Below are 18,448 nucleotides of genomic sequence, written 5' to 3'. Positions count from 1 at the left end.
CGAATGATTATTACTAATAAAACAATTGAAAAATGTGCTTCGTGGTGTAAACGAATTTCACCTCTATTCGTATTTCTGCTGTTCATCTTTGAACTTTCTGCCCAAGAACGTCCAAAAATTACTACTGAAGTAGATACTACCTTCATTAAAATTGGCGAGCAAGTACAATGGAAGATTACAGTGGATATCGATTCTACAGATTTTGTCATTTTTCCTGAAGGGCAAACGTTTTCTCCCCTTGAAACCGTAGAGGCTTTTGCAACTGATACCACTAGAAAAAAAGATAGACTAACACTTCAAAAAATATACGCCCTAACCCAGTTCGATTCTGGAGCATATAAATTACCTGCACAAAGAATTGATATTAACGGGGTTGGTTTTATGACAGATTCTTCAATGATCAATGTAGCTACTGTGCCTGTAGATACCTTGAATCAGAAAATGTATGACATCAAACCACTTATAAATGTAGAAAAGAGCAACTATGCTTTTTGGAAGTACTTACTTATAGGTCTGTTGGTATTATTAATTTTTGGCGGACTCCTTTACTGGTTTGTATTCCGTAAAAAGCCACTAACCGAAGAAGAAAAGGTGGCACTTTTACCACCTTATGACAGAGCTTTATTAGAATTAAAACGATTAGAAAATTCTAGATATTTAATACAAGACGAATACAAAGAGTATTATTCTGAACTGACTACCATTGTGCGTTCTTACCTAGAAGAAGATGCTAATGTAACCGCTTTGGAAAGTACCACAGGTCAATTGATCGAAAAATTAGAGTTACTGAAAGATGCCGGTGAACTAAATTTAGATAACGACACTATAAAACAATTTCAACAAATATTACAGACAGCAGATTTAGTGAAATTCGCTAAAAACAAACCTTCTACATCTGTTGCCGAACATGACAGAAAGTTGGTTGAGCAGATTGTTGAAAAAACGCATGAAGCGCTACCAGAACCAACTGAAGAAGAGTTACTAGAGCAAGCAGAATATCAAGAAGAACTTGAACGCAGGGCGAAAAAGAAAAAAATTAAAATAGGCATTATATCTACCGTTGCCCTACTACTAATAGGCATTACCATTGCAGGAGTAAAATTCGGATTCGGTTATTTAAAAGATACTGTTTTAGGCCACCCTACCAAAGAACTTTTAGAAGGAGAATGGGTACGTAGTAGCTATGGCTTTCCACCAATACAATTAGAGTCTCCACAAGTTCTGGTAAGACAGGAAATAAAACTACCTGCTGAAGCCAAAGCTGCCATAGAAGATATACAGGCTTTTGAATACAGAAGTCCTATTGGTTTGTTTAATATGGGTACCACAAGTATTACTTTGGCACAAAAAGAAGTAGACCCAGAGTTTGACAAGACCATAGAACAGATCTTATCTAATTTTGAGGGTCAGGGTGCAAAGAATATCATCACCAAACAAGAAGAGTTCAGCACCATAAGCGGTGTTAAAGGAGTTAAAGTTTTTGGTAGCGGTAAGTTTCCAATGCCCGGTTCTGAAGAATTAACAGAAGGTGAATATACAGTGCTACTTTTTGGCGGTAAAGGATTTCAACAATATGTAATTCTTACTTGGCTTAAAGATGACACGTACGCACAAGAAATAGTTGACCGAATCTTAGCATCGGTAGAAGTAAAAACAGAAGCATAAATGTTCGAGAATATATCATTTGCAAATCCTGATTTCTTTTGGCTGTTCTTATTACTGCCATTAGCAATTGTGTGGTATATCTTTAAACAAAAAGAGCAAACCGCATCATTACGTATATCAAGTGTTAAAGGGTTTAGCTACAATAGCATTTTACCTAAGTTTAAACCAGCGTTGTTTATATTACGCTTACTGGCATTAGCTGCAATTATTGTAGCTCTGGCAAGACCACAAACAGAGGATATTTCTACGCGCTCTAAAACTACAAAGGGTATAGACATTGTCATGGCAATTGATGTTTCTTCTAGTATGCTGGCAAGAGATTTAAAACCAAACCGACTTTCCGCACTTAAAGATGTGGCGGCAGATTTTATTAAAAATAGACCTAATGATCGTATAGGTATTGTTGCTTATGCAGGCGAAGGTTACACCAAAACGCCTATTACCACAGATAAAGCCATTGTCCTCAATGCACTTTCAGAAATTTCATACGGACAATTAGATGACGGTACCGCCATTGGTATGGGGCTAGCAACTTCTGTCAATCGTTTAAAAGACAGTAAGGCAAAAAGTAAAATCATCATCTTATTGACCGATGGGGTAAATAATTCTGGTTTTATTGAACCGCAAACAGCATCTGACCTGGCACTAGAATTCGGTATTAAGACGTACACTATTGGTCTTGGTACAAATGGCAACGCACTTTCACCTGTTTCATATAATCCCGATGGTTCTTTTAGATTTGGAATGAGACAAGTAGAAATAGACGAAGATTTACTTAAAGATATAGCCAATACTACAGGCGGTAGATATTTTAGAGCTACGGATAACGAGTCTCTAGAAGAAATTTATGATGAAATTAATAAACTAGAAAAAACCGAGGTAGAAGAATTTAAATACTACCGCTACGAAGAAAAATTTAGAATGTGGATATTACTAGCAGGAGGATTGCTTTTGTTAGAATGGATTTTAAGAAACACGCTTTTTAGAAGCTTTGTATAATATGATACAGTACGACGAAAAAATATATTTTTACTTACTCTTTATCATCCCAGTGATAATAGTGCTGTTCCTCTTGTTATTGGTATGGAAAAAAAGAACGCAAAAGAAATTTGCAGATTCTGAGCTATTGAAAAGGCTAACCCCTAACCGCTCATATAACAAAGGAGGTTTAAAATTGGTAATTTTCATCCTTGCCTTGGCATTATTGATTATAGGTTTGGTCAATCCAAAAATTGGAACAAAACTAGAAACCGTAAAGAGAGAAGGTGTAGATATTGTATTTGCGGTAGATGTTAGTAAAAGTATGCTAGCTGAAGATATTGCGCCCAATAGAATAGAGAAAGCTAAAAGATTGGTTTCTGAAATCATAAATCAATTGGCGAGTGACCGAATTGGAATTATTGCCTACGCTGGTCAAGCATATCCACAATTACCCATAACAACAGACTATGGCGCAGCAAAAATGTTCTTGCAAGGCATGAATACAGATATGCTTACGTCTCAAGGCACCGCAATTGACCAGGCTATTGAATTGGCCACAACATATTATGACGATGTAGAACAGACTAACCGTGTACTGTTTATAATCTCTGATGGTGAAGACCATTCTGAGGGGTCTACATTAGATGCCGTAGAAGATGCTGTTGATGAAGGTATTATCATCTACACTATAGGCGTAGGTAAAGAAAAAGGTGCACCAATACCAATTAAGAGAAACGGCATTTTAGAAAGTCTAAAAAAAGATAGCCAAGGTGAAACGGTAATCACAAAATTGAATGAAAGTGTTTTAGCGGATATTGCAAGTGAAGGTAATGGTGAATATATAGACGGTTCTAACACAGATGCCGCTGTAGAGTATATAAAAGAAGAATTGTTAAAAATGGACAAGAAGGAATTTGAAGCCAAACAATTCGCTGAATATAAAAATCAGTTTCAATGGTTTATTGGCGGGGCATTGTTGCTTCTCTTTTTAGATATTTTTATCTTGGACCGCAAGACAAGCTGGTTAAAGAAACTCAATTTGTTCAATGAGAAAAGAAATGAATAGAATAAGCACAGTAGTAGTATTGTTTTTTGTTTGCTTGTCATCTTTTGCTCAAGAAGTTGATGAGAAAGAAAAAGAGAAGGCCTTAAGGTCTTCTACGAACTATACCTGGGATGCCAACAAAGCATTATCAGAAGATGATTTCATTACGGCTGAGGTAGATTATAGAAAAGCAATTTCTAAAAGTCCTGATAATAGCGCAGCCCCTTATAATTTAGGGAACGCCTATTACGAAAATGAAACCTATAATGAAGCTTTTGGTAGGTTTAAAGAGGCTGGTGAAGCTTCTACTTCTAAAGCGGATAAACATAAAGCTTACCATAATATGGGTAATGTGTTTATGAAGCGTAAAGACTATGCCAAGGCGGTTGAGGCATATAAAGAAGCCTTACGTAACGATCCAACCGACGAAGAAACACGTTACAATTTAGCTTTGGCCAAAGAGCTCTTGAAAAAAGATCAAGACGAGAACAAGCAGGACCAAGACGACAAGGACAAGGATAAAGACGATAAGGACGAGAACAAAGACCAAGATCAAAAGGACGAAGGGGACAACGAAGATAAAAAAGATCAGGGCGAAGACGGTGACAAGGGCGACGAAGGCGATAAAGATGAAGAGAAAAAAGATGATGGCAAAGATGGTGAAGGGGACAATGAATCTGATCAAAAGAAAAAACCTGAACAAGGAGAAGGTAATAATGAGCAGAATCAACAACAACCTAAACCTAATCAACTCTCTAAGCAGCAGGTTGAGAATTTATTGAGAGCCATGCAAAATGCAGAAAAAAAGGTTCAAGATAAAATTGATGCCAAAAAAGTTAAAGGTGCTAAAATTAAAACCGAAAAAGATTGGTAGACTTTAAATCCATAACAAAACTTGGGTTAGTATTAACCGTTTTTCTATCATCTATTTTGATGATGGGTCAAAATAACAGCGGAGTCACTTTTGAAATGAAACTAAGTAAACCAAAGCTTGGTCTAAACGAAAGATTACGCGTTGATTTTACCATGAACCGAGATGGCGATAATTTTAGTCCGCCAGATTTTGCAGGTTTTAAAGTTATTATGGGACCTTCTCAATCTATAAGCTCTTCATGGATCAATGGCGTAAGAAGTTATTCTAAATCATATTCATATACACTGGCACCAACCGCTAAAGGTAAATTCTCTATAAAACAGGCTTCTATTGTAATTGATGGTGAAACCTATAAATCTTTAGCACAAGATGTTGTAGTTACTGCAGCCGTGGACAAGCCTAGTGATCAAATGACCGCAGATGATGTAGCCGATGAAAATTTACATTTGGTTGCCGAGGTTTCAAAAACGAATCCGTATTTGAACGAAGCTATAACCGTCATCTATAAGTTATATGTTAGTCCAAATATTAGCGTATCTAACTATCAACCTTTAGATAACCCTACTTACAATAATTTTTGGAGCCAAGATATTAAGGTAAACGGACTTAGTGCACAAAATGGCACTTATAAAGGCAAGCCTTACCGCTATGCCATATTAAAACGTGTTGTTCTTTATCCACAAAAATCTGGAAAATTAGACATTGAGCCCCTTTCCCTTGATGTAACTGTAGATGTACCAACTGGTAGACGAGATTTCTTTGGTCAAAAAATGTATGCCCAAACGAACAAAACGGTTTCTGCAGGCAGAAGAACAATCAATGTAAAAGCTTTACCAATTGACAACCAACCTGCAGATTTTAATGGTGCAGTTGGTGATTTTGATTTTTCAGTGACTACAAGTAAAACAAGCTTGAACGCGTCAGAATCTTTACAAGCGACCGTTGAGGTGAGTGGTAAAGGAAATTTAAAATTGTTTAAACTACCGGAACTGGAATTGCCTAGCGCATTAGAAGTTTATGAACCTGAATTTACAGAGGGTGTAAGAACCACTTTAGCGGGTATGCAAGGCAAGGTGAGCAATCAATACACCATAGTACCTTCTTTTAGGGGAAAATATCCTATTTCACCTTTGAGCTTTAGTTATTTTAATCCATCCACCGGAAAATATACCACACTAACATCTGATGAAATCGTAATAAATGTTTTAGAAGGTCCTTTAAGTGCTTCTTCTAACGCCAATACAGCATCAAACAGCAATAAGCAATCTGTAGTAAGCAGCGGCAATGAATTTAATTTCTTAAAGCTAAACCCTAATTTAACGAACAAATCTATTTCTTACTTTTTTGGTTCCACATCATTTTACATGTGGTTATTATGTCCGCTATTATTAATTCCTATAGCTATTATTTTTAGAAAGAAAAGAGATGCTATTGCCGGTGATATTGTCGGTAATAAAATTAGAAAAGCAAATAGACTTGCACGTAAATACTTATCTGCAGCAAGAAAACAACTTGGTAACAAAGAGTCTTTTTATGTTGCACTTGAAAGAGCGCTACATAACTATCTAAAAGCAAAATTGAAGATAGAGACTTCTGAATTTAGTAAAGATAAAATTACAGAGCTGCTTAAGCAAAAGCAAATAGACGACATTACCGTAGATAGTTTTATAGCGCTTCTTAAAAATTGTGAAGCTGCAAGATATAGCCCATTCTCTGACGTGCAAATGCAAGCCGATTATGATAAGGCCAGTGAGGTAATTTCTATAATGGATAAACAATTATAAGTATGTTCAAAAAGTTAGCCACCATAATTAGTCTTTTTACGGTTCTCTTTTGTACCGCTCAGAACACCAAATTGTTTGAGCAGGCTACAGTAGCATACAATGCCGGTGAGTATGACAAGGCTATAATCTATTACCAAGATATACTTGATAACGGTGAACATTCGGCCGCTGTTTATTATAACCTAGGTAATGCATACTACAAACTTAACAACATTGCCGAAAGCATCTACTTTTACGAAAAGGCATTATTGCTTTCTCCTAATGACGAAGAAATAAAGACAAACCTTAGCTATGCTCAGAATATGACCATAGATGCCATAGATATTATGCCAGAAACGGGTTTATCTAAATTCTATAAAGGCATAACAGGTAAACTAACATTTGATCAATGGGCATATGTAGCCATTGGTTTCATGTTCCTATTTGTACTTTTGTATATCCTTTTTTATAATTCAAATTACGCTTCTAGAAAACGTTTTACATTTATTGGTAGTTTACTTGCCCTTTTTCTTTGTATACTATCTGTTTTATTTGCTTTTGTTCAACGTAAAGATTTTGACGAACATCAACCAGCAATAATATTTGCCGAAGAAAGCACTGTTAAATCTGAACCCAATAATAAAAGTGAACAAGTATTTTTGCTTCATGCAGGAACCAAGGTCAATGTTTTAGACCAATTAGATGATTGGAACAAAATAAGATTGACAGATGGTAAAACTGGATGGATTCAAAACAACGAACTTAAACTGTTGAAGGATTTTTAGAAGATTGTTAACAGTTTTTAACTGTTTCCGTGCTATCTTTACGATTGATTTTTAGTATATGACTTTTTTCGCACGCATTACTTTACTACTGTTATGGCTTTTTGCAGTTACTGCACCAAGCATCATAACCTTGTGCGATGTTGAAAACCCAATTGTAATTACCAATTTAAACGAAGAGGAACAAGAATCGGGTAAAAAATCAATTGGCGAAGAAAAATTCGTTAAAGAAAACTCATTAGATTTCTCCATAGTTGCTATTCATGTAAATTCAACAATCAGCAACTTTAATATGAAAGGTTACCAGGACTTATCATTTGATGTATTATCCCCCCCACCAGACCTGGCTATTTAATCATTTTCAGTTTTTATCGATTAACTAATCTGTCCTAAGATAACTTTAGGGCATAATTATATTATTTACATGTTCAAATTTATCAAAAACGATATTCCCGCGAGTATTGTTGTCTTTTTCGTTGCACTACCATTATGTTTAGGTATTGCTTTAGCAAGTGGTGCCCCTTTATTTTCAGGAGTTATTGCCGGTATTATAGGTGGTGTTCTAGTTGGTGGTCTTAGTGGTTCTAAAATAGGTGTTAGTGGTCCTGCTGCAGGTTTAGCTGCAATAGTACTTACCGCAATTGGAACTTTAGGCGGTTATGAAAACTTCTTGGTTGCTGTTGTATTAGGAGGTGCGATCCAAATTGTATTTGGGGTTTTAAAAGCAGGAGTCATTGGCTACTACTTTCCTTCTTCTGTAATTAAAGGAATGCTTACCGGTATTGGTATCATCATCATCTTAAAGCAGATTCCTCACTTTTTTGGTTATGATCCCGATCCGGAAGGAGACTGGGCATTTTTTCAAGTAGACGGGGAAAATACATTCTCAGAAATTTTAAATACCATTAATAACATTAGTCCTGGCGCTACTTTAATCGCTATTATAGGTTTATCTATACTTCTACTTTGGGATAAAGTACTTTCTAAGCAAGGTAAAGTCTTTCAAATAATTCAAGGCCCTTTGGTTGCGGTTGCAGTTGGTATTATATTTTACATACTAACTCAAAATAGCGAAGTATTGGCTATTTCTAAAGAACACTTGGTAAGTGTACCTGTACCAGAAGATGTTTCTTCTTTTATTGGTCAGTTTAGCTTTCCAAATTTTGGCGCAATTACCAATCCGCAAGTTTGGATTACCGCCTTTACAATTGCCCTAGTTGCAAGTTTAGAAACCTTACTTTGTGTTGAGGCAACAGACAAATTGGATCCGCATAAAAATGTAACGCCTACAAACAGAGAACTTCTTGCCCAAGGCGCAGGTAACATTGTTTCTGGTTTAATAGGTGGTCTTCCTATTACCCAAGTAATTGTACGTAGTTCTGCTAACATTCAATCTGGTGGTAGAACAAAATTATCAGCAATGATTCACGGTTTTCTTTTACTGATTTCTGTAATATTGATTCCTACCTTACTGAATATGATTCCTTTATCGGTATTGGCCGCTATTCTATTTATTGTAGGATTTAAGTTAGCAAAACCATCTCTATTCATAAAAATGTATAAACTAGGATGGAAACAATACATACCATTCTTCGTAACCGTTCTAGGTATTGTATTTACAGATTTATTGGTAGGTATTAGTTTAGGTCTTGCTGTAGGTATCGTTGTTATTTTATTAAAAAGCTACCAAAACTCTCACTTTCTTCATATTGAAGATAATAGTGATGGTAAACATAAAATTAAAATGACCTTGGCAGAAGAAGTTACTTTCTTTAACAAAGGTGCTATTTTAAAAGAATTGGACAGTTTACCTGATAACACCTACTTAGAGCTAGATGTATTAAAAACAAGATTTTTAGATTATGATATCATAGAAATTTTGGAAGATTTTAGTCTAAAGGCCAAAGAAAGAAATATTGACATTAAGCTTATTTCTAAGCGAGGCGTGGTGGAAAACCCGCCAAGTTACATTCAGTTCTTTGAGCAGCGACCAAAATCAGATCTAAGCTTAAGCTAAAAATTATAAAAAACTTAATACTGTTCTTACAACATCAGTTAAAAAATATTTTAATAAAAAATAATATGAAAGCACATACTAAAGAAACACAAGCGTCTATGACCCCTAAGAAATCTTTAGATTTTTTGAAGGAAGGGAATCAGAGATTTCAGAGTAACCTAAAAGCAAATAGAAACCTTTTAGAACAAGTAAACGATACTAGTGAAGGTCAATTTCCTTTTGCAACAATATTAAGCTGTATAGATTCTAGAGTTTCAGCTGAATTGGTTTTTGACCAAGGACTAGGAGATATTTTTAGTGTTAGAATTGCTGGTAACTTTGTAAATGAAGATATTTTGGGTAGTATGGAGTTTGGTTGTAAACTTGCCGGCACCAAATTAATAGTAGTTTTAGGCCATACAAGTTGTGGTGCTATTAAAGGTGCTTGTGACCATGCTAGATTGGGTAATTTAACTGCCTTGATCAACAAAATAGAGCCAGCTGTCGATGCAGTAAAAGAACCAGCAGATGAAAGTTTAAGAAATTCTAAAAACTTAGAATTCGTAGATGAGGTTTCTGCTAAAAATGTAGAGATGACCATAGACAACATTAGAACTCAAAGTCCGGTTTTAGCCGAAATGGAAAGTAACGGTGAAGTTATGATCGTAGGTGCCATGTATGATATTACTACAGGTGCAGTCGAATTCTACAACTAGAAGCTAAAAGAAAAATAGTATTCATAAAACCGGTGTCTTTACATCGGTTTTATAATACCCTAGAATCAATCAATTATTCGCAGCCAACGAATATTTTATTTAAAAACGAAATGAGTCGGTCATCAAAAGATGCGATTCTATCTCACTAAAATTGATTAATTTAATTGTATGAAGAATCTATTTTCAAATTTTAAAGGTGATTTATTTGGCGGAATTACCGCAGGTATTGTTGCCCTGCCATTGGCATTAGCTTTTGGCGTTAGCTCAGGTATGGGACCCAGTGCCGGATTATATGGTGCTATTTTCATTAGTTTTTTCGCTGCGCTTTTTGGTGGCACCAACACACAAATTTCAGGTCCTACTGCACCTATGACCGCAGTAAGTATGGTTGTAATAGCCGGTATCGTAGCTGTAAACGATGGTAGCTTAGATAAAGCATTGCCAGCTATTCTTGTGGTTTTCCTATTGGCAGGTCTTATACAAATAGGCTTAGGTCTTTTAGGCATAGGTAAATACATAAGATACATTCCATACCCCGTAGTTTCTGGCTTTATGACTGCAATTGGAGTCATCATATTAGTGACACAAATTTTACCTGCCATTGGCTATTACCCAAAAGAAGATGCCGAGTTTGTAAATAACTACAAGCCCATGGCAGAACAGATAATTTTAGAAAACTATTTAAAAGAGGAAGCTGGCGAAGGTATATTGGTTCTTAATGATTTCAAGGAAACAATTATCAGAGCTGAAGAAATAACCGAAGCAGATAAACTAAAGGAGGCGCAAACATTGGCAAACTCTGAAGCATCTGGCGTAATTGGTGCTATCAAGGTTTTACCAAGAGCACTTAATAACATTAATTGGCTAGAACTTATTCTTGCGCTTTCTACCATCGTAATTATTTATGGCTTCAAAAGAATTACCACGGCAATACCAAGTGCATTGGTTGCCCTTATTGTAGTTTCTGGTGTGGCTTACAGTTTTGGGTTGAATTATAGACCTATTGAAGAAATACCTAGTGATTTTCCGATGCCAAATCTGGGCATCTTTACAGCGTTTGATTTAAACTCCGTAACTCCGTACATTTTTACCGCACTCACTTTAGCATTACTTGGCGCTATAGATTCTTTACTTACTTCTGTTGTTGCAGATAATATGACCAAAACCAAGCATAAGCCCAACAAGGAACTGGTAGGTCAAGGTATAGGTAACAGTATTGCTGCAATATTTGGTGGTATACCAGGTGCAGGCGCTACTATACGTACGGTCGTAAATATTAATGCTGGTGGTAAAACCAAATTATCCGGTATGGTTGCCGGTATTCTTTTGCTTATTGTTCTTTTAGCCCTTGGACCTATTGCATCAAAAATTCCTGCTGCAGTTCTAGCGGGTATACTTGTTACCGTTGGTATTGGTGTTATGGATTATAAAGGTCTTAAGGCTATACCAAGTTTACCTAAAGATTTGAGCATTGGTCCTCTAAAATTTAGTTCTGAAGTGATTATAATGATAGTAGTATTAGTGCTTTCTTCTATATGGAATTTAGTCTACGCCGTGGGTGTTGGTCTAGTAATCGCTTCTTTAATGTTCATGAAAAAAATGGGCGATTTAACCGCAGAGCGTTCAAATATAAAATCGTTGGAGAAAGAAGTTAACTGGCCAGATGAAGCCGCTTTTCCATTAAGTCTACAAGAAGAAGTTTTTATAAAACACCTAAAAGGCCCTTTATTCTTTGGATCTACGAGTGAGTTTCAACATCTAGCAGATCAAATACCTAATTCTGCATCTACCGTAATCATAAGAATGGGTAGAATGGAATACATGGATCAATCTGGTTTATATACTTTGGAAGATGTTCTATTTGAACAAAAAAAGTCTGGAATCAACATTCTATTTGTTGATGTACTTAAACAGCCACGCTATATGATGGAACGTGTTGGTGTTATTCCTGATTTAATTCCAGAAGAACATATTTTTAAATCATTTGATGAGTGTTTAACTTGGGTAAAGTCTAATGTAAAAGATAAAATTGCCAATAGCTAATTCATCTTTAGCAACAAAAACATATCATACCTGTTTTAAAAGTTTTAAATTTGCGGCTTTAATCAACATTCATGATTGATAAGATAAAAGAAGAAATTTCTACAGTAGCATCGTTCACAGCTGACAACTTGGAAGCCGTTGAAACGTTTCGTATAAAGTATTTAGGAAAAAAAGGTATTCTTAACGACTTCTTTGCGGAGTTTAAAAATGTACCTAATGACCAGAAAAAAGAGTTTGGTCAAACTATTAACGAACTTAAAAATGCTGCTACAGTAAAAGTAGAATCTTTAAAACAGGCTTTAGAAAGCAACCAAACCGATGAACAGGTATATGGAGATTTAACCAGACCTGGCAACCCTATTGAGTTAGGTTCTCGTCATCCTATTTCTATAGTTAAGAATAAAATAATTGACATTTTCTCAAGAATTGGTTTCAACGTTTCTGAAGGTCCTGAGATTGAAGATGACTGGCACAATTTTACAGCATTGAACTTACCAGAGTATCATCCTGCAAGAGATATGCAAGATACTTTCTTTGTACAAACAGATCCAGATATCCTTTTACGTACGCATACCTCATCTGTACAAGTACGTTATATGGAAAACCACGAACCTCCTATTCGTACAATATCTCCTGGTAAAGTATATAGAAACGAAGCAATTTCGGCAAGATCGCACTGCTTCTTTCACCAAGTAGAAGGTTTATATATTGATAAAGATGTTTCTTTTGCAGATTTAAAACAAACACTTCAATACTTTACCGCAGAGCTTTTTGGAAAGTCTAAAATTAGATTAAGACCTTCTTACTTTCCGTTCACAGAGCCTAGTGCAGAAGTTGATGTTTACTGGGGACTTGAAACAGAAACTGACTACAAAATTACTAAAGGCACTGGTTGGTTAGAGATCGGTGGTTGTGGCATGGTAGACCCAAATGTACTTACAAATTGTGGTCTTGATCCTGAAATATATTCTGGCTTTGCTTTTGGTGTAGGTATTGACCGTATTGCAATGCTATTACATCAAATAACCGATATTCGTTTATTAAGCGAAAATGATCTACGCTTTTTGGAGCAATTTAAAAGTGCCCTTTAAAATCACTTTGTGAAAAAAGATATTGAAATACCTGTTGTTAAAGACGTTTACGTTGCCATTATTCGCGAATGGAACGAAGAATTCTTGGACAAGGATTGGAATGCTTATGTTATAAATGATAAGGATACCGCTATTGAAATGACCATGGTTGTTTCTAAAGGTTATGACGGTAATCGCAAAACATCTATCATGAGACATAATTTGGGTATTGTTGAACCAAAATCTTCTAAAAAAATTGAAGTGGTCCAAGAAGATGTTTTAACATTGAACAATGAGTTTTTCGTCACCTTCTTTGCAAATGGTACACTACACGACAAACGCTTTGTATTTGAAAAAAATACAGTGACCGAATCAAACCTAAGGGTTATTCCTTTAATTGAGAAAGAAGGTATTTACGCGAAATAAGCTGTTTTTTCAGGTTTTATCCAAGCTATTCTACTTTCTTTAGTCACAATTGGTTTTAAATGTATTTACATTTTAGCAAAATACATATCGTCAATAATTATTTTTATAGAACTAATTTTCAAATAGTTACATTGTATTTTTGTTTCAGTAACAAATCATTAACACGTTTTAACAAAATTTAAGTTCTTTTGGTTTGTTTATAACCGAACTAACTATACCTTTGTAGCTTCAAATTTCGAACTATGGAAAAAGAAGAACGTAAACAAAGGTTAATAGAAGAACTAGGTGTTCATTTTGAAGCTGAATATAATTTACCTCCTTTGGCTGCTAGAATATTTGGAAATCTTGTGGTTACCGAAGAAATCGGATTAACATTCGATGATTGTCAAAATAAAAGAGGAGCCAGTAAAAGCTCAATCTCTACATCTCTGAATTTATTATTGCAATTAGGTATGATAACCTACTTTACAAAATCTGGTGATAGAAGAAGATATTTTAAAATTTCGGACAAGAGTACATTCTTCATCAGAAAATTAGAACAAGCACTGAAGAAAGCAGCTAACGAATCTAAGATGATACAAAAAGTTGCAGCATACGATAAAGAATATAACAGTGAAAAATACGCATCTAACAAAGCTAAAATTGAAGCATATATGCATTGTTTAGACCAAAATGAAAGTACATATAAAGAAACTATAGAGGCTTTAAAAAAATTAATTTAAAAAAATTTGATAATTAGGTTCGTTTTTTACCGAACCTTCTGAATTAACAAAACCTTAACAGGAAAATAACGACTATTTAAAACAAGTAAACATCCATCTAAAATGAAAAAGTTATCAATTATAGGAATATTAAGTGCAACTCTTATTTTGAGTTCCTGCTTTGGAACATCAGAAAAACCTGCACAAGGGGCAACTGCACCTCCACCTCCAAGTCTAGAGGTTTCCACTCTTAAACCTGAAACGGTTACTATTTTTAATGAATTCTCTACAACCCTAGAAGGAAAACAAAATGTTGAAATATGGCCCAAAGTTTCTGGTTTTGTACAAGAGGTTTACGTAGAAGAAGGTCAAAAAATTAAAAAAGGGCAATTGCTATTTAAATTAGAAACTCAAACTTTAAATCAAGATGCCAATGCTGCTAAGGCTTCGGTCAATGTAGCAAAAGTAGAAGTAAATAAACTTAAGCCATTGGTTGAAAAAGGAATTATTAGTGAGGTTCAATTAGAAACTGCAAAAGCACAACTAGCTCAAGCAGAAGCTAATTACCATAGTGTAACATCTAATATTGGTTATTCTCGTATTACCAGTCCGGTTGATGGTTACATTGGCGAAATACCCTTTAAAGTAGGTGCTTTGGTTAGCTCTAGTATGGTAAAGCCTTTAACTACAGTTTCAGATATTAGTGAGGTACGTGCTTATTTTTCCTTAAACGAAAAGGAACTTTTAAAATTGAAGGAGTCAATGCCTAAAAATGACAATAATTTAATGGACCTAAAAAATGCACCTGAGGTAACATTAATTATGATCAATGGTGAAGAGTATGCTCAACCTGGTAAAATTGCCATGATCAATACTATTATAAACAGTACTACAGGCAGCGTAACCGCTAGGGCAGATTTTGAGAATAAAAACAACCTATTAAGTAGTGGTAGTACAGGTAAAATTAAATTACCTACAGTTTACGAAAATGCATTTGAAATTCCCCAAACTGCTACTATAGATTTACAAGGTAAAAAACTCGTATACGTAGTAAAAGATGATAATACGGTAACTACTATGCCATTGAATATTATTGCAAATACACAAAAAGGATTTCTTGTACAAAAAGGATTAGAACCGGGTACAAATATTGTAACCGAAGGTGTATCTAAATTAAAAGACGGAATGACTATTAGCCCAGTCAAAAAGTAATCCGCAATTTATTATAACATATAAATAAAGAACAATGTTTCAAAGATTTATAGATCGTCCTGTACTGTCTACAGTGATATCGATCATTATAGTCATACTCGGTATTTTAGGTCTAACGGCCTTACCTATTGAAGAATATCCTGAAATTGCTCCACCTACGGTACAGGTAACAAGTACTTATACTGGTGCCAATGCAGAAACTGTACTGAACAGTGTTGTTATTCCTTTAGAGGAGCAAATTAATGGTGTTGAAGACATGCTATATATGACCTCAACGGCAAGTAATGATGGTGCATCTACCATTAACGTATTTTTTAAATTGGGTACCGACCCAGATATTGCAGCGGTAAACGTACAGAATAGAGTTGCTAGAGCAAATAGTGTATTACCACAAACGGTGATACAGACCGGTGTAATTACACAAAAATCGCAAACAAGTGCTTTGCTATTCTTTTCATTATTTTCTGATAATGATGAGTACGATGCAACATTTGTAGAAAACTACGCAAGAATTAATATAGTACCAAAACTACAACGTATTGAAGGTGTAGGTAATGTAACTGTTTTTGGCTCCAAAGATTATTCAATGCGTATCTGGTTAAATCCAGAAAAAATGGCTGCATACAAGCTTATGCCATCTGACATACAAGCCGCATTAAATGAACAAAATCTTGAAGCTGCGACCGGTAAAATTGGTGAAAATGCAGACGGGGTTTATGAATATGTATTAAAGTACAAAGGCCGTCTTTCTGAAACAGAGGAATATGAGGATATAATAATTAGAGCTCAAGAAAATGGGCAGTTTCTACGTCTAAAAGATGTTGCAGAAGTTGAATTGGGTGCTTTTAATTATGGTACCAAGAATGAGGGTATGGGCAAGCCCGGTACCGCAGTTGGTATTTTCCAAACTTCTGGCTCAAATGCAAATGCTATTATAGATGAGATTCAAACTATTCTTGATGAAAGCAAAGCAGATTTCCCAAAGGGTATAGATTACGTTATACCTTATAACACAAAAGATTTTTTAAGTGCTTCTATTGAGCACGTTATACAAACATTAATAGAAGCCTTCTTATTGGTTTTCTTAGTGGTATTTATCTTCTTACAGGATTTTAGATCAACATTAATTCCTGCTATTGCCGTTCCAGTGGCAATTGTTGGTACATTCTTTTTCCTGTCTTTATTTGGCTACTCCATCAACATGTTGACTTTGTTCGCAATGATTCTCGCCATTGGTATTGTCGTAGATGATGCCATTGTGGTAGTTGAGGCGGTGCATGCTAAAATGGAAGAGGGTGCAACCAATGCAAAAAAAGCTACCAAATCTGCAATGTCAGAAATATCAGGTGCTATTATTTCTATAACCTTGGTTATGTCCGCGGTATTTATTCCGGTGTCTTTTATTAGTGGCTCGTCTGGTGTTTTCTACCAACAATTTGGTATAACATTGGCAATTGCAATTTTAATTTCAGCGGTAAATGCTTTAACCTTAAGTCCGGCTTTAGCTGCACTATTACTGAAGCCGCATGATACATCCGAAGGAAAGAAAAAAGGTGTTATTAAACGTTTCTTTTCCGCTTTCAACACTGGTTTTGATGCCGTAACGGACAAATACGTTGGTTCGGTAAAATTCATTGCCAAAAGAAAATGGGTAACATGGATTTCACTTGCTGTTTTTGGTGTGATAGCTTTTATGTTATTTCAATCTACACCTACCGGTTTTATTCCTAATGAAGATAAAGCTATCGTATTTGCAGATGTTACAATGCCTCCTGGCACAACTCTAGAACAGACCCAAAAGACAGTGAAAAAATTAGATTCTATTTATCAATCTATGGATATAATTGAAGCTAGAATGAATATTACCGGTTTCAGTATTTTAAATAGTGTTAATGGTGGTTCTTACGGTTTCTCTGTTCTTCGTCTTAAAGATTGGAGCGAAAGAAAAGGAGAAGGTGAGTCTGTACAAGAAGTGGTTGGTAGTTTATTTGCAAAAACAGCGGGACTTAAAGATGCCAAAATATTCTTCTTTACTCCGCCAAGTGTTAGAGGTTTTGGTAACTCTACCGGTTTTGAAATGAACTTGCAGAGCAAAGATGCAGATGATTGGCAAACAGTAAACAAAGTAACCAATGAATTCTTAGCTGCTATAAATGCTAGACCAGAAGTACAGTATGCTATAACCAATTTCAATGCCAACTTCCCTCAATATGAACTAGAAGTAGACACCGAAAAAACTAAAATGGCAGGTTTGGCCGTAACCGATATTTTTAGTGCAATGCAAGGATATTATGGTGGTCTATATACTACAGATTTTAATAAATTCGGTAAGCAATATCGAGTTATGATTCAGGCAAAACCCGAAGATAGGGCAGATGAAAATTCATTGAATCATATTTTTGTAACCAATGCCAATGGTGAATCTGTAGCGGTATCTCAATTTGTATCATTGAATAAAATATACGGTCCTGAGGTGGTTAGTAGATTTAACTTGTTAAACTCTGTGAAAGTTAATGGTGCTATGAACCCTGGGTATTCTACTGGTGATGCCATTAAGGCAATTGAAGAGGTAGCCGCAGAGGTACTACCTAACAATTACACTTATGAATACTCTGGTTTGACAAAAGAGGAAAATAGTGCTGGCAGCCAAACCATAATCATTTTTATATTGAGTTTGGTATTTGTGTACTTCTTGTTAAGTGCCCAATATGAATCATATATTTTACCATTATCAATTTTACTTTCATTACCGGTAGGTATTGCAGGTGCTATTGGTTTTGTAAGCTTAGCAGGTCTTGAAAATAATATCTATTTCCAAATTGCATTGATCATGCTTATTGGTCTATTGTCTAAAAATGCCATTCTTATCGTAGAGTTTGCCTTGCAACGTAGAAAGCATGGTATGTCTATTATAGACTCTGCAATAGATGGTGCTAAGGCGAGACTTAGACCTATATTAATGACATCGTTCGCTTTCATTCTTGGTTTAATGCCACTGGCATTATCAACTGGTATTGGTGCGGTAGGTAACCGATCTATTGGTATGAGTGCTGTTGGGGGTATGTTGATAGGTACCATATTTGGTGTATTTGTTATACCTGCACTATATGTTATTTTCCAAACCATTCAAGAGCGCATTACAGGTGCTCCACAAGAAGTTATTGAAGAATAAAA

15 protein-coding genes are annotated in these 18,448 nt (G+C 35.4%); all 15 read left to right on the top strand.

Features of this window, described 5'->3' with window-relative positions; translation table 11 throughout:
* The first annotated feature begins 3 nt into the window (after positions 1–3).
* The 15 genes from PXD56_RS10780 to PXD56_RS10710 all read left to right on the top strand — a co-directional run bounded on the left by PXD56_RS10780 (position 4) and on the right by PXD56_RS10710 (position 18,446).
* Positions 4–1,665: a hypothetical protein gene (locus PXD56_RS10780; protein WP_276493351.1), complete on the top strand. Its 1,662-nt coding sequence runs from the start codon at positions 4–6 to the stop codon at positions 1,663–1,665.
* Positions 1,666–2,664 carry a vWA domain-containing protein gene (locus tag PXD56_RS10775; RefSeq protein WP_276493350.1) on the top strand — a complete coding sequence of 333 codons (999 nt, stop codon included), beginning with the start codon at positions 1,666–1,668 and terminating at the stop codon, positions 2,662–2,664.
* A gap of 1 nt (position 2,665) precedes the next feature.
* On the top strand, positions 2,666–3,712 hold the full coding sequence (locus tag PXD56_RS10770; protein WP_276493349.1) for a VWA domain-containing protein: 1,047 nt from the start codon (positions 2,666–2,668) through the stop codon (positions 3,710–3,712).
* Entirely contained in the window at positions 3,693–4,565 is an 873-nt protein-coding gene (locus PXD56_RS10765; RefSeq protein WP_276493348.1) for a tetratricopeptide repeat protein, read from the top strand. The genes PXD56_RS10770 and PXD56_RS10765 overlap by 20 nt, the downstream gene beginning before the upstream one ends.
* Before the next feature lie 59 nt (positions 4,566–4,624).
* Complete coding sequence (locus tag PXD56_RS10760) at positions 4,625–6,349, top strand: BatD family protein (RefSeq protein WP_276493867.1); 1,725 nt, start codon at positions 4,625–4,627, stop codon at positions 6,347–6,349.
* Positions 6,350–6,351: 2 nt separating this feature from the next.
* Positions 6,352–7,113, top strand: a complete 762-nt coding sequence (locus PXD56_RS10755) for a tetratricopeptide repeat protein (RefSeq protein WP_276493347.1) — start codon at positions 6,352–6,354, stop codon at positions 7,111–7,113.
* Positions 7,114–7,171: 58 nt separating this feature from the next.
* Positions 7,172–7,465 (top strand): hypothetical protein, encoded by a 294-nt coding sequence (locus PXD56_RS10750; RefSeq protein ID WP_276493346.1) that lies wholly within the window; start codon positions 7,172–7,174, stop codon positions 7,463–7,465.
* Positions 7,466–7,534: 69 nt separating this feature from the next.
* The gene (locus PXD56_RS10745) at positions 7,535–9,127 is read left to right on the top strand and encodes a SulP family inorganic anion transporter (RefSeq protein ID WP_276493345.1); all 1,593 of its coding nucleotides are present in this window, start codon (positions 7,535–7,537) and stop codon (positions 9,125–9,127) included.
* A 65-nt stretch (positions 9,128–9,192) separates the two neighbouring features.
* Positions 9,193–9,822: a carbonic anhydrase family protein gene (locus PXD56_RS10740; RefSeq protein ID WP_276493344.1), complete on the top strand. Its 630-nt coding sequence runs from the start codon at positions 9,193–9,195 to the stop codon at positions 9,820–9,822.
* 168 nt (positions 9,823–9,990) lie between these two features.
* Complete coding sequence (locus PXD56_RS10735; RefSeq protein ID WP_276493343.1) at positions 9,991–11,865, top strand: SulP family inorganic anion transporter; 1,875 nt, start codon at positions 9,991–9,993, stop codon at positions 11,863–11,865.
* Between the two features lie 71 nt (positions 11,866–11,936).
* Positions 11,937–12,956, top strand: coding sequence for a phenylalanine--tRNA ligase subunit alpha (gene pheS, locus PXD56_RS10730; RefSeq protein ID WP_276493342.1), 1,020 nt, complete (start codon positions 11,937–11,939; stop codon positions 12,954–12,956).
* 9 nt (positions 12,957–12,965) lie between these two features.
* The gene (locus tag PXD56_RS10725; RefSeq protein WP_276493341.1) at positions 12,966–13,361 is read left to right on the top strand and encodes a hypothetical protein; all 396 of its coding nucleotides are present in this window, start codon (positions 12,966–12,968) and stop codon (positions 13,359–13,361) included.
* A 242-nt stretch (positions 13,362–13,603) separates the two neighbouring features.
* Positions 13,604–14,083 (top strand): GbsR/MarR family transcriptional regulator, encoded by a 480-nt coding sequence (locus tag PXD56_RS10720; protein WP_276493340.1) that lies wholly within the window; start codon positions 13,604–13,606, stop codon positions 14,081–14,083.
* A 102-nt stretch (positions 14,084–14,185) separates the two neighbouring features.
* Entirely contained in the window at positions 14,186–15,274 is a 1,089-nt protein-coding gene (locus PXD56_RS10715) for an efflux RND transporter periplasmic adaptor subunit (RefSeq protein ID WP_276493339.1), read from the top strand.
* A gap of 34 nt (positions 15,275–15,308) precedes the next feature.
* Positions 15,309–18,446: an efflux RND transporter permease subunit gene (locus PXD56_RS10710; protein ID WP_276493338.1), complete on the top strand. Its 3,138-nt coding sequence runs from the start codon at positions 15,309–15,311 to the stop codon at positions 18,444–18,446.
* The last annotated feature ends 2 nt before the right edge of the window (positions 18,447–18,448 follow it).

This window comes from Maribacter zhoushanensis (assembly GCF_029350975.1).
Lineage (GTDB): Bacteria > Bacteroidota > Bacteroidia > Flavobacteriales > Flavobacteriaceae > Maribacter > Maribacter zhoushanensis.
This window is presented reverse-complemented; position numbering and strand designations above follow the sequence as displayed.

What these genes read in the sequence shown, in the direction of transcription:
- PXD56_RS10780 (WP_276493351.1), top strand. Translation starts at nt 4, where the DNA reads ATGATTATTACTAATAAAACAATTGAAAAATGTGCTTCGTGGTGTAAA.
- PXD56_RS10775 (WP_276493350.1), top strand. Translation starts at nt 1,666, where the DNA reads ATGTTCGAGAATATATCATTTGCAAATCCTGATTTCTTTTGGCTGTTC.
- PXD56_RS10770 (WP_276493349.1), top strand. Translation starts at nt 2,666, where the DNA reads ATGATACAGTACGACGAAAAAATATATTTTTACTTACTCTTTATCATC.
- PXD56_RS10765 (WP_276493348.1), top strand. Translation starts at nt 3,693, where the DNA reads ATGAGAAAAGAAATGAATAGAATAAGCACAGTAGTAGTATTGTTTTTT.
- PXD56_RS10760 (WP_276493867.1), top strand. Translation starts at nt 4,625, where the DNA reads ATGATGGGTCAAAATAACAGCGGAGTCACTTTTGAAATGAAACTAAGT.
- PXD56_RS10755 (WP_276493347.1), top strand. Translation starts at nt 6,352, where the DNA reads ATGTTCAAAAAGTTAGCCACCATAATTAGTCTTTTTACGGTTCTCTTT.
- PXD56_RS10750 (WP_276493346.1), top strand. Translation starts at nt 7,172, where the DNA reads ATGACTTTTTTCGCACGCATTACTTTACTACTGTTATGGCTTTTTGCA.
- PXD56_RS10745 (WP_276493345.1), top strand. Translation starts at nt 7,535, where the DNA reads ATGTTCAAATTTATCAAAAACGATATTCCCGCGAGTATTGTTGTCTTT.
- PXD56_RS10740 (WP_276493344.1), top strand. Translation starts at nt 9,193, where the DNA reads ATGAAAGCACATACTAAAGAAACACAAGCGTCTATGACCCCTAAGAAA.
- PXD56_RS10735 (WP_276493343.1), top strand. Translation starts at nt 9,991, where the DNA reads ATGAAGAATCTATTTTCAAATTTTAAAGGTGATTTATTTGGCGGAATT.
- pheS (WP_276493342.1), top strand. Translation starts at nt 11,937, where the DNA reads ATGATTGATAAGATAAAAGAAGAAATTTCTACAGTAGCATCGTTCACA.
- PXD56_RS10720 (WP_276493340.1), top strand. Translation starts at nt 13,604, where the DNA reads ATGGAAAAAGAAGAACGTAAACAAAGGTTAATAGAAGAACTAGGTGTT.
- PXD56_RS10715 (WP_276493339.1), top strand. Translation starts at nt 14,186, where the DNA reads ATGAAAAAGTTATCAATTATAGGAATATTAAGTGCAACTCTTATTTTG.
- PXD56_RS10710 (WP_276493338.1), top strand. Translation starts at nt 15,309, where the DNA reads ATGTTTCAAAGATTTATAGATCGTCCTGTACTGTCTACAGTGATATCG.